7 protein-coding genes are annotated in these 12902 nt (G+C 59.5%); 5 read left to right on the plus strand and 2 right to left on the minus strand.

Annotated elements, in window-relative coordinates; genetic code table 11:
- Positions 1–31: 31 nt before the first annotated feature.
- Positions 32–502 carry a peroxiredoxin gene (locus tag AC07VI_RS00510; protein WP_301178797.1) on the plus strand — a complete coding sequence of 157 codons (471 nt, stop codon included), beginning with the start codon at positions 32–34 and terminating at the stop codon, positions 500–502.
- 289 nt (positions 503–791) lie between these two features.
- A complete protein-coding gene (locus tag AC07VI_RS00515) occupies positions 792–2603 on the plus strand; it encodes a PhoH family protein (RefSeq protein WP_086144129.1) in 1812 nt (603 codons plus the stop codon).
- A 16-nt stretch (positions 2604–2619) separates the two neighbouring features.
- Here the strand turns inward: AC07VI_RS00515 and AC07VI_RS00520 are convergent, their stop codons facing one another.
- The gene (locus AC07VI_RS00520) at positions 2620–8262 is read right to left on the minus strand and encodes a DUF3320 domain-containing protein (protein WP_492995308.1); all 5643 of its coding nucleotides are present in this window, start codon (positions 8260–8262) and stop codon (positions 2620–2622) included.
- A 251-nt stretch (positions 8263–8513) separates the two neighbouring features.
- Here AC07VI_RS00520 and AC07VI_RS00525 point away from each other — a divergent pair, with 251 nt between their 5' ends.
- A complete protein-coding gene (locus tag AC07VI_RS00525) occupies positions 8514–9281 on the plus strand; it encodes a site-2 protease family protein (RefSeq protein ID WP_367301820.1) in 768 nt (255 codons plus the stop codon).
- On the opposite strand, the gene AC07VI_RS00530 is transcribed toward AC07VI_RS00525, so the two are convergent.
- Positions 9227–10909, minus strand: coding sequence for a serine hydrolase (locus AC07VI_RS00530; RefSeq protein ID WP_086144228.1), 1683 nt, complete (start codon positions 10907–10909; stop codon positions 9227–9229). The genes AC07VI_RS00525 and AC07VI_RS00530 overlap by 55 nt on opposite strands.
- Positions 10910–11105: 196 nt before the next feature.
- On the opposite strand from AC07VI_RS00530, the gene yidD reads away from it, so the two are divergent.
- Both yidD and AC07VI_RS00540 read left to right on the plus strand, forming a co-directional pair.
- Positions 11106–11621: a membrane protein insertion efficiency factor YidD gene (gene yidD, locus AC07VI_RS00535; RefSeq protein ID WP_086144127.1), complete on the plus strand. Its 516-nt coding sequence runs from the start codon at positions 11106–11108 to the stop codon at positions 11619–11621.
- A 257-nt stretch (positions 11622–11878) separates the two neighbouring features.
- Entirely contained in the window at positions 11879–12820 is a 942-nt protein-coding gene (locus tag AC07VI_RS00540) for a bestrophin family protein (RefSeq protein WP_086144126.1), read from the plus strand.
- Positions 12821–12902 lie beyond the last annotated feature (82 nt).

Raw genomic sequence — 12902 nt, forward strand, 5'->3', positions numbered from 1 at the left:
AGCGCTATGATCACCGTTCAGGAGAGAACCTGTGGCTGATAGCCAATCCCTCGTTAGCATTCCCGACTTCACCGCTGCCATGACCAGCGGCAAGACTTTTCAGTTGCTGGGCCGTCCGGCCAAGGCCACGGTCTTGTTTTTCTATCCGAAGGACAATACCCCAGGCTGCACCACTGAAAATATCGCCTTTCGCGACGCCTATGCGCAGTTCACGGCCGCCGGCGTGGAGATCTACGGCATCAGCCGCGATTCCCTGCGCTCGCACGAAAGCTTCAAGGCCAAGCTGGAACTGCCGTTCGAACTCATTTCCGACCCGGACGAAGCCGTTTGCCAGCTGTTCAACGTCATGAAGATGAAACAGATGTACGGCAAGACCGTGCGCGGCGTCGAGCGCAGCACGTTTGTGATTGACGCCCAGGGCCGATTGGTGAAAGAATGGAGAGGCGTGAAGGTCGCAACTCACGTGGAAGAAGTGCTGGAATTCGTAGCGCGTCTGAAGTGATCATCTGTTCTGATCGAATGCGCGTTGCCGGCATCCAGCCAGCTTAGTTCAACCGCAGTCCAGTTCACGGTACCTATCGCCATTTTGAGTCAACGAAGCGCCTCTACCCACTCCGCCAGGCGGGCCTGCAGCCCGCCCATGGCGTTCATGACCGGCCAAGCAGCCGGCCGTCCGGCAGTCACTCGTCCTGTTCCATTGTTGTTCCCAAGCATCCACCCCATGAGTAGTGCCGCCAGAAGCTGGCAGCCCATGGGCGATTCATTCCAGAAATTTTTTGATTGAGATCCTGATGCCACTGCCAAAATTACCGAGCAAGCCAGCCACCATCCTGGCCACCCAAGATTACCCAAGCGCAGGCGCAGCGCGCCCGGCCACCAAAACCCCGGCAGCCAAGAAAGTGGCTGCACCGATCATTGAAGCGGCGATCGCCGAAGTTGCCAAGCCGGTCCGCAATGCGGCCACGAAGATCAAGCAAGTGGCGGCCCTGATGGTCGCCAAGCCCGTGCCGGCGCCTGCCGCCGTAGCTGCACCTGCGCCCGCTGCCAAGGCCAAGCCGGCAATCAAAGCCAAGGCGCCCGCCGCCAAGGTCACGCCGATCAAGTCCGTCAAGCAGGCAGAGCAGCCGCACCCGGCCAAGCACAAGGCGGTCGAAGTGCAGCTCAAGTCATCCGCCAGCCGCGCCGCCGACCAGCGCGGCATCAGCAAGCTGTTCGTGCTCGACACGAACGTGCTGATGCACGATCCGTCGTCGCTGTTCCGCTTCGAGGAACACGATGTGTACCTGCCGATGATGACCCTGGAAGAGCTGGACAACCACAAGAAGGGCATGACGGAAGTGGCGCGCAATGCACGCCAGGTATCGCGCACCCTGGACGCCCTGATCAGCAACACGGACGACGACGCCATCGAGCACGGCATTCCCCTGTCCAAGCTGGGCAACAAGGATGCCAAGGGCCGCTTGTTCTTCCAGACGCGTCTGCAGAGCGCCGACCTGCCGGCTGGCTTGCCAGTAGGCAAGGCAGACAACCAGATCCTCGCCGTCGTGCGCTCGCTGGAAGCGGAACAGGATGGCCGCCCCGTCGTGCTGGTGTCAAAGGACATCAACATGCGCATCAAGGCGCGGGCCCTGGGCTTGCCTGCCGAAGACTACTTCAACGACCATGTGCTGGAAGACACGGACTTGCTGTATTCGGGCATCGTGCAGCTGCCGGACGACTTCTGGAACAAGCACGGCAAGGACATGGAATCGTGGCAGGAAAGCAAGAACGGCTACAGCTCCACGTTCTACCGCGTGACGGGCCCGTTCGTGCCGTCCATGCTGGTCAACCAGTTCATCTACCTGGAGCCGAAAAACGGCGAAGCGCCGTTCTATGGCCAGGTGAAACAGATCAACGGCAAGACGGCCGTGCTGCAAACCCTGCGCGACTTCAGCCACACGAAGAACAATGTATGGGGCGTGACTGCACGCAACCGCGAGCAGAACTTCGCGCTGAACCTGCTGATGAACCCGGAATGCGACTTCGTCACCCTGCTGGGCCAGGCTGGTACCGGCAAGACCCTGCTGGCCCTGGCCGCCGGCCTGGCGCAAGTGCTGGAAACCAAGCTCTACAACGAAATCATCGTCACCCGCGTCACGGTGCCGGTCGGCGAAGACATCGGTTTCCTGCCGGGCACGGAAGAAGAAAAGATGTCGCCATGGATGGGCGCCTTCGACGACAACCTGGAAGTGCTGAACAAGTCCGACTCCGATGGCGGCGAATGGGGCCGTGCGGCAACGCAAGACCTGATCCGCTCGCGCATCAAGATCAAGTCGCTCAACTTCATGCGCGGCCGCACCTTCGTCAACAAGTTCCTCATTATTGACGAAGCGCAAAACCTGACGCCGAAACAGGTCAAGACCCTGGTCACGCGCGCCGGTCCCGGCACGAAGATCTTGTGCCTGGGCAACATCGCGCAGATCGACACGCCGTACCTGACGGAAGGCTCGAGCGGCCTGACCTATGTGGTCGACCGCTTCAAGGGCTGGTCGCACAGCGGCCACGTCACCCTGGCCCGCGGCGAGCGTTCGCGCCTGGCCGATCACGCCAGCGAAGTGCTGTAAGTTGTAGCGGGCGGCGTCAGCCGTCCCAGTCATGCAAAAGCCCCGGCTGCAGCGATGCAGGCGGGGCTTTTTTCATAATGATAGCCTTTACGCTGTCCTGCTGTCTGAGTTCGAACACCTCACCATTTTTTTGCAGCAAGCCGCGCAGCAGCAAATCATCAATGCGTACGCGGATGGTGTCGCGCAACTGCGGGCTGGTGGCCTTAAAACCAAGCAGGCGCGCTACGTACTGGGCAATTTCGACCAATCCTGCGCCATAGTTTTTCTGTAGCGTATCAAGGATCGCCACATCGATTTCCTGCGGTGGTAGCATGTCGGGTTTACGCAAGGTATCGGAAACCACAGCGCCGCGGTCACGGATGCTGACGATGGTATCAGCCATGCTCAAAAAGCGCTCCGTCATGATCATGCCATCGAAGCGTATGGCGGCATGGATGGCGCGTTCCACCGCTGCCTGGATTCGCGCCCCGGTCCGTTTCAAGCCCCATGCAGCGCGCAGGCGCACCACGACTTCATCGACGTGCACGGGACCTTCCAGGGAGACAATCTGCTTGACCAAGTCGCTCAAGGCCGCTACCGGCATCTCATGCAACTCGTCGGCATAGGCAGGTTTGGCAGGGATCGCTTCGACATAGGCCGCCGGCCTGTTTGGTCCACTCCTTTCCAGGCCAATCTCTGCATGATCTTCTCGCGCCACGGTCACTACAGACACACCCGGCTTGCGCTCCTGCCGCCCATGGAGTTCAGCGCGCGCTGCCAACTCGGTCTTGGCGGCATCAATGGCCATCAGCAGGCGCTGCAACTCATTATTTGGCCTCTGAAACCAATCGAGTCCCCAAATGCGATGGATGATCCAGCCATGGTCTTCCAACACGGCCTGGCGCAAGCGATCACGATCACGCGCCGAACGCGAGCTATGGTAAGACTCGCCATCGCACTCAATACCCAGCAGGTAGCGGCCCGGATGCTGCGCGTCGGCAATACCCAGGTCGATAAAAAACCCAGCGATGCCGACTTGTGGATGGACTTCGTACCCACAGGCCTTAACGGCATCGGCCACTTGTACTTCAAACGGACTGTCATATTCGCGCCCAGATACGCGCGACAAGCCCAGCCTGCCCGTGCGCGCGAAATGCAGGAATAGCTTGAAGGCCACTACACCCCGTCCCTTGGCACGCTCAAGATCGATGTCTTCATCGGTAATTGAGGCAAAAACTTCGCAACGGCGCTTGGCGCGACTGATCAGCACATTGAGGCGCCGCTCACCGCCTTCGGCACTCAGTGGGCCGAAGCGCATGGCCATGTAGCCGAGCTTGTTGCGACCGTAGCCAACCGATATAAAAATCACATCGCGCTCATCGCCCTGCACGTTTTCCAGGTTCTTGATAAAAAACGGCTCGCTGGCATGCTGCTGAAAAAAGGGCTCCACATCCTGGTGTTCGCGGCGTAACAACTCCAGTTCATCCTGGATGGCTCGCCGCTGCTTGACCGAAAAAGTCGCCACGCCCAACGAGTGTTCCGGTGAGTTGCGCGCATGGTCGATAATGGCCATGGCAATGACCCTGGCCTCTTCCGCATTGGTGCCAGTGTTCCCGGAATCAAAGACGCCGTTAGCGACGTGATGAAACTGCAAGCCCATGCCCGCCTCTTGGGTGTAGGGACTGGGCACGATAAACAGCTTGTTTTCATAGAACTGGCTGTTCGACACTGCGATCAAGGACTGATGCCGGCTGCGGTAATGCCAGCGCAGCATGCGTTGCGGCAAGCCGCGTGCAGTAAACAACCCCAGGATGCTCTCGATATCGGCGACTTGCGCGTCATCGTCGCCATCTTCATCGGGTTCAGCGCTAGTCATCTTGGAAAAGAACTTGGTTGGCGGCAATTGCCGCTCATCACCCACCACAACCACTTGGCGCGACCGTGCAATGGCCCCCAGCGCATCCACAGGCTGGATCTGACTGGCCTCGTCCATCACCAGCAAATCAAAACTGAGTTGCCCAGGAGGCAGGAACTGGGCTACCGATAGCGGACTCATCATAAATACCGGCTTGAGCGCCTGAACGGCGGGTGCAGCGCGCTGCATCAAGCGGCGTATTGGCATATGCCCTTTACGTTTGGCCATTTCGCCGCGCAGCACGCCCAATGGGCCGATCGCACCGCCTCCGTGCGGGATGCGGCGGTGGTGTGCCAGCACTACTTCCAGACTGGATGCAGCAATGCGCTGACGGTCCATCTGCGCAAAATCTGCCGCTAGGCGGCTATGGAGGTGGCCGTCAAAATGGGCCAGCGCCTCGTCGCTGCGCACTTGGTCAGCAAAAAGCGCTTCGAAATACGCCATTGTGAACGTGCGCATAGCATCCCTCGGGATCAGCGCACCAGCTTCCAGTTGCGTCACAATTTCACCGATACCCAACTGGCGCGCCTTAGAGCAGCGATCGCGGTAGATCACCCACTTCGACAACTCTTCGGAAAATTCAATCCACACTGCCATGCGCCCAAGCAAAGCAAAGGCGGGTAAATCCAAGATAGCTGGCACCTGAAACAGCTTTTCGTTATTGGTGCATAACTCGCTATAGAGTTCGTCAAGTTCACTCACTAACTTATCCTGCACAGCTTCAAGCTCCAATGCGCGATGTAGCGGTACGGAGCGATTATCGTGACGCGAGACCATATAGCGCAGGCTAGACTTGGACGCCATCCATACTGTGCTGACGCGCAAATTCTGCCAGTCAGACAATAGGCCCTGCCAATGCGCGCCAAACGCAGCTCGGCCCAGTTCGCTACCCGCATCAATGCGTCGGCGCAGTTGCTGCGCTTCGATCAACAAGTCGAGGCGCGCTATTTTTCCTGAAAGATCAAGCGGTACATGTTGTATCACAGCTTGGCAGCCGGCTTGGCAAAATGCAAGCCGGGATACTTGCCCGACTACCGTTTCAAGGGCGGAGGCTTCCACGCTAGCCCATTCACGAAAAGCGGGTTCATCTTTCCAGCCGTTAAACCACATCGCGTCTAGCAAAGGCCGGATTTCCTGCAGCAGGCTCTCCAGCAGTGCAGCCCGACGGCTGATTTCCGGGCGGTCTGGCAACTTGCTGGCGATAATGCGCGGTTGCGCTCCCAAGCCACGCAAGCTACGCATCCATTCCACCAGCGCCAGCATGGGCGCCGCGCGCGATTGCCCCCCCTTCCAGTCGGCGCCAAACGCCCCGCTACCAAATGTGTTGTTTGACTCAATCCGCTCCAGCAGCTTTCTCGCTTCGCCCAAATGGTCGAGAATTTCAAGCTGTTCGGGCAGCGCTGTCTCCGGATTGCGCAACAGACCCTTGACCTGCTTGCTAGCCGCGCGCCACTCGCTGCTGACGAAACGCAGCAGGCTGTCGCCGTGGGCAGCCAGCGTCTGGCGCGCCCCAGACAGATCAAGCTGCCACGCATCGCTGCTGATTTTTCCTTCTAGTCGCTCCTGTAAGCCTTCCAACTCCAGCACGCATTGCGCAAGGTCGGCAGCCTGTTCCAAGCCTTGATCCCATACCGTCGAAACAAACACGTCAGGACTGACATCCGGTGCCGTCGCTACTTTCTGTGCCGTCAACGCTAGGCGGTTGATCTCGCTGTAGCTCGCCATTGGGCTGCCTGCATCGACACCGAGCAGCCGGCTGAGCAAAGCAACCTCCCCGTCGAGCCTGCTAAGCAGCGTTTGCAAGGCCACCGCCCGTTCGAATGCCTGGCCGTTCGCGTACGGCGGCAAGCCAACCAGTTGCTGGCGCAAGTCAAGCACGTCAATCTCCCACGCGTTTGCATGGATTTCGCCGATCAGAGCGGCCTGCACGGACTGAAATTGGAAGCCATCGTCGATCAGAGCCGTCAGGGCATGCGCCTGTTCGCTCCACTCTGGCGCCCGCAGGGCTTCATTGGCAAGATTGGGCGCCGCAGCAACGTCCCGCGCCAGCGCCACCAGATAAGTAAAGTCGCGCAGCACCGGCGGCGCCACCGTATCGAGCGACATGGCCAACTCTGCCTGTTGTTCAGCAAGTTCCTTGCAGCGCGCCCGCATGGCCGTGATGCGCAACACTAAGCGCTCCACGTCATTGGGAAGTATCATCTTGAGTGCCACGCCGCGCCATGGATGGTCGCCCGGCTCGCCAATATCAACGATGCGCTGCGCCAATTCCTCAACTACTGCCAGGCGCTGCTGCACCTCGTCGGGCGACCAGCTTTCAGGCTCTTGCAAACGGATATCCACCGGCTTGACATGCTCCAGGCGCAATTTGCTCAATTCGCCGATCACTTGGTAGGGCGTGAGCCTGGCAGCGGAGTGCTGCAGGTGCAGGCGCGCACTGTGTGCATTGAGTTGATCGCGCGCCACCAGCAACCGGCTGTTTAATGTGGTGGCCGCATCACCCTTGGGTGAGCCCAGTTCAGACGTACGGCGTAGCTCATCGAGAAACATTTTCTTATTAGCTTTATTACTGTGCAATTCAATGCAGGCATCGCCAACGCCGGCTTGATCCAGTCGCCGCTTGACCACTTCGAGCGCGGCCATTTTCTCCGCTACGAACAACACCGTCTTGCCATCGGCAATCGCCGACGCGATGACATTAGCAATAGTTTGAGATTTGCCAGTACCGGGCGGCCCTTGGATCACCAAGTTACGCCCAGCGCGCACGTCGTGCACGGCCAGCGTTTGCGAACTGTCGCAATCGACGATATGCAGCAAATCAGCCGGTGCGATATAGTCGTCTAGGTTGGCGTCTTCGGGAATGCTAGATGTACCGGCAGCAAAACCATCGGATAACAAACCGCGCATCAAGGGTTGATTCGTCAGCCCGCCTTCCGGCCACATGGCAGGATCGAGGTCGCGGTACATCAGGAATTTGGAAAAGGAAAAGAAACCGAGCACTATATCGTCAGCATCAACCACCCAGCCTTCTTTCGACTGCACAGCATTCCTTACAGCGTCGATGTAAGCCATGGGATCGAATTCATCGCCCGCCTCATATGCGGGCATTTTTAAATGGTGCACGCGTTCCAGAAAGGCTTCCAACGACAGATTCGATGAATGCTCTTCCTGGCGCCATTTCAATTTGAATTGCTCGGCGGCGTTGCCCCTTTCCAAGCTAACGGGAATCAGGATCAGCGGCGCGTATCGCACATTCTTCGCATTCAATGGATCCAGCCATTTCAAGGTGCCGAGCGCCAAGAACAAGATATTAACCCCCTGTTCTTCTTCCAAGGTCCGTGCATCGAGATACATGTCGAGCAGGCGCTTCTGCAGCCCCTTCACGGTCAGCCTAGTTTGCAGGCGCGTATCGGCATGCCGGTTCAGAACACCGCGCGCGTCGACACTGTCATCATGGGCTGGCGCCAATTCCGCAATTTCATCAGCATCAGCATTGTCAAGTTCAGTCTTGCTTGCTGCCCTTCCAGGCAAAAAGTTAAATGGGCGACTTTCAGATACCATCAACCGAAATATCTCGCTCGACTTCTCATCAACCACATCAATGGTGCGTGCAGTGGTAGATGAGCGTGGAATATTCAGCAGGCGGTTGCGTGCAGTCAGGTCCAGCAACTCCGTACGGGCGCGCTCAAGCTTTGCATCTGCAGACAGACTGCCTTGCAGAAAATCTGATTCAAAAGCTGGAGATACTATATCTGAGTCGTTCATTCTTGCCTCGCTACTTCATCATTAATCTTGGACTACTGAATTTTCACGCACAACTTTACTCCCTAATGTTCATTGACGAGCTTAAAGCGGCCGAATAGTACTGAATTTCTGTCAAGTCAATAAATATAGTTGCCAATCAGATACGGCTAAAGTTATTTACAACATTTATCAAGGATAAATTTCGAACTAGCGAGCGTATTGATTCTTTTAGCATGTTCTAATGTCGCCCCCTGCCCTTCAAAATATCAGCAATGTCTCCGGCCATACAATTCTTCCTAGCTATTGTCCTTTTCATGTTCCTCCACATTTCCGTCATGGCGGCCTGCGCCAGGCTGTTCGGCATCACGGTGCGCAGCATCAGCTACGGCGTGGGTCCCACCTTGCTGACCAGAGGAAAAGTCCACCTTAAGCTGCTGCCCCTGGCCGGCAATCTGGTGCTGAAAGATACGCGCGAGGAAACCTTGTATGACGACGATCCCGGCCTTGACGCCTACAACTTCCAGCCGCTGTGGAAGCAGGTGCTGCTGCCCCTGAGCGGCGTGACCGTGCTGCTGGCGCTGTCGCTGGGAATAGCGGGCGCGCAGGGTTGGGACAGCTTTAGCGCGGCATTCGGGCAGATATTTGCCGGCGCACTGGCGCCCTTGTCGACCGCGCAGGCACTGCTGGACGCGGGCGAGGCGTATGCCCGCGCGCACGCCTGTCCGCTGGTGTTCGCCGTGTTCTCGTTAAAACTGTGCGCCTTCAACCTGCTGCCGTTTGGCGGCTTGAACGGGGGCCAGGCGCTGCTGGCCATCGCGCGAGGCGGCAAGCCCTTTGTGGCGTGGGAAGAGACGGCGGCAAAATGGCTGTTGCTGCCGGGGCTGGCGATCTTGCTGGCATGGGCGGCGGCGTTTGGCCTGCATGCCTGGCAAGCCATGTCGTTGCAGGCCGGCTTGGCGCTTGGGCGCAAGCCGGCCTGCACACGTCAGTTCACCCTTTTGGCCGGCATGTCCTGCCCTTCCTGGCGCAGCATCAACTGATCGGTCTTGCCGCTGGCATCCTTGTTGAAACGCACCTCCGCATCGACTTCATTCGAAAAGAAGGCCGTCTCGCTCATCGGCAGCATGCTCAGTTTGCGGAAGCCCGTCACCTGGGCGAAGAACTTGTCGCCTTCGCGCGTCACTTCCAGGTAGACCTCGGGCGCCAGCGCATAGCGGCCCACGTAGCCGTCGAATTGCGCGGGCGTCATGGCAACCACGGCCCGCGCCGGCTTGACGGCGCTGGCCCGCTCATGCACGGACTTCGACTCGCCGCCATCGTTGAGGATCAGCTGCGCTTCGCCTTTCGGGCCACGCTCGAACTCGGCAGTAGTGAGCGTGTTTTCAATCAGAAAACCGTTGGGCGAGTAGGCCAGCATGCGCTGCGCCGGGTGTCCTGTACGCTGCAGCAACAGATTACCCTCGAAGTTGCGGATCGTATAGCCGGCCTTGTCATTTATGGCATACACGCCCGCGTAGGCGTCCAGGATGGCAGGCTTGAGCGTGATGAGCTTGATCTCGGGATACGGCCGGCCCACGGCGATGGCGGCCGCCTTGCGGGCCACCACGTCAGGGTCGACCAGGCCCGTGTCCGAGTTTTCCAGCACGGCCACGTAGACTTTTTCCTTCGGCAAGCGCATCGCATACGTGGCAAACCCATTGATGCCGCCGCCATGGTGGATGACGGGGGTGTTTTGCCAGGTGCCCACCTTCCAGCCCAGGCCGGAACGGGTCGCCTTGCCATCGTTCAGCCTGGCCGGCGTGAACGCCAGCTGCCAGGTGGCGGCCTTGAGCAGCTTGCCGTCGGAGATGGCCGCGTCCCAGCGCGCCAGGTCATCCACGGTGGAAACGAGGGCGCCGGCCGCATACGGCTGCGTCATGCTCAAAGGCAAGTTCGGCGCATAGGCCTCGCCCGAGCGGATATGCCCGGCCGCGCGCCTGGCCGGACGGCGCTCATGGCCTTCATAGGCCGTGTCGTTCATGCCCAGCGGCACGAAGATCCGCTGTTCCACAAACGTGGCATACGGCTGGCCAGAGACCTTTTCGATGATGGCGCCCAGCAGGAAATAGCCGGAACTGCTGTAGCGCCACTGCGTGCCCGGTTCAAAGTCGAGGGGATCGTTCTTGAAGAAATCGATCATCTGCGCCACGCTCACGTCTCTCGTGCTGTTGGGCACGAATTCCGGCTTGCGCGTGTAGTCGTGGATGCCGGACGTGTGCGCGAGCAGCTGTTCGATCGTGATGTTCTTGCCGTGGGTCGGATAATCGGGCAGGAATTTCGTGATGCTATCCGTGAGGGCCAGCTTGCCCTGGTCGGCCAGCAGCAGGATGGCGACGGCCGTGAATTGCTTGGAAATCGAGCCCAGGCGCAGCGACATGTCGGGCGCCAGCGGCGTGCCCTCCTTCACGCTGGCCAGGCCATACGCCTTGCGCAGCAGCGGCTGGCCATCCTTGACGACGATAACGACGGCGCCGGGATCGCCGGCCTTGTAATACGGCGCGATGCCGGCGTCGATTTGCGCGGCAAGCGCTTGCTGCTGCTGGCTCAGCGGCGCTGGCTGGCCGGCCCAGCCGGCGGGCGCTTGCAACAGGATCAGGGTGGCGAGGCAGATGCTGGAAGCTTTAAACATGCAGATCACTTTCACAGGAAGGATAAACAAGCTTGACCATGCCCCTGGCGGCGGCTATCGGGATGGTGTATTTGCTTTAGGAAATATTTCCAAATCGCTCACTCAGCGTAACAGAGGCGAGCTGAGCGATTCTATCCATTTGTCACATTGATCATTCATGCTGGCCCAGCGCTATGCATTTCGGCATAGCTGTCGTATGCTCGAAGCATTGCCTGACGGCCATCGCAAAGGATGCATCATTCTCACGCTCGATACCTGCGGCAAGCACCTGGCCCTGTGGGCCATTCGCGCCTACCGGCGCTACCTGTCGCCATGGAAAGGTTTTTCCTGCGCCTACCGCGTGCTGACGGGACGCGACAGCTGTTCCGCCTACGGCTACAAGGTCATCGTGCGCCATGGCTTGCGCCCGGGATGGGCGCTGTTGCAACGGCGCCTGCGCGCCTGTGGCGAACGCCACCGCCAGCACCTGGCGCTGCATCCGCAAGCGCGGCGCAGCCCGCGCCGCCAGGCCCAGGCCGGGTATTGCGACTGCGACGCGCCCTTGCTCGACTGCGCTTGCGATTGCGCCGACGTGGCCAATATGTTGCGCTGCGATTGGCCGGGCAGCAAGAAGAATCGGACATGGTTGCGTGATGAATATGCCTCCAGCGCCGAACTGAAGCGTCAGCAGGCGGAGCACCGCAAGAAAATCAGGCAGGGGCCAGGCAACTGACTCACGCGACATATCACAAATGAAATATTCATTCATGAAATGAATAATACCCATTATCACTGTGAATTGGCCGGAAGCGGATCGGCGGCCTATACTCATGCCGTCTCCCCTACACTGCTTCCCATGCACACCCAGCTCAGCCCGCACGCACTGCGGGCTTTTTGTTCCCGGCACCTGCCACTTCGCATTTCCCCATTTTTGATCAGTCACCGGGCCAGCATTTCCCCGCTTGCCCAGCCCCCTGCAGGGAGTCCGTCATGATCGTGCGCGAGCGCCCTTCGGCGCTACGGCTGTTTCTGGTGGTACGCGGCTCCGTCCTGCCGCGCATCCGCACCACCCTGATCGTCAATACCCTGATCGCCACCCTCGTCACCTGGTGCCATGGCACCTTGTTCGACCACAAGGTCATCCTCACCACCATCCCGTTTACCCTGATCGGCTTGCCGCTGGCCATCTTCCTGGGCTTTCGCAACACGGCCGCCTACGACCGCTACTGGGAAGCGCGCAAGCTGTGGGGCGAACTGGTCTTGCGCAGCCGCAACTTCTCGCGCCAGTGCCAGACGATGCTGCGCAGCGACACGCCGGCCCACGCCAGCCTGGGCCTCGATGACGTGCGCGTGCGCATGATTTACCGCACCATCGCCTTTTGCCATGCGCTGCGCCACCAGCTGCGCGACACGCGCGGACCGGCCGACCTGGAGCCGCTGCTGCGGCCCGGCGAGTGGGAAGCGGCGTGCCTGGCCGCGAACCCGTCCGACTACCTGATGCTGCAGATGGGCCACGACCTGGCCGACTGCGTCCGGCAAGGCCGCATCGACAGCATGCTGGCCGCGCAGATCGACAATTCGATTTCCGCCATGGTGGGCGCGGGCGCCTCGTGCGAACGCATCCGCAGCACGCCGATCCCGTTTTCGTATTCGCTGCTGCTGCACCGCACTGCCTATCTGTACTGTTTCCTGCTGCCATTCGGCCTCGTCGATTCTCTTGGCTTCATGACGCCCTTCGTCGTCGCCATCGTCGCCTACACCTTCTTTGGCCTGGACGCGCTGGGCGACGAGATCGAGGAACCGTTCGGCGAGGATGCGAACGATTTACCCCTGTCGGCCATGTGCCGCGCCATCGAGATCAGTCTGCGCCAGTCCTTGCAAGACGACAATGTGCCACCGCCCATGGAAGCCGTCGACTTCCTGCTGAATTGATCCGCGCGCCAGCTTTCCCCTTGACCTTACCATCGGGGGAAGGCTTACAGTGGAGACACTTAATCATTCAAGGAGTGCTTGC

It is taken from the genome of Janthinobacterium sp. GW821-FHT03A03 (genome assembly GCF_059421435.1).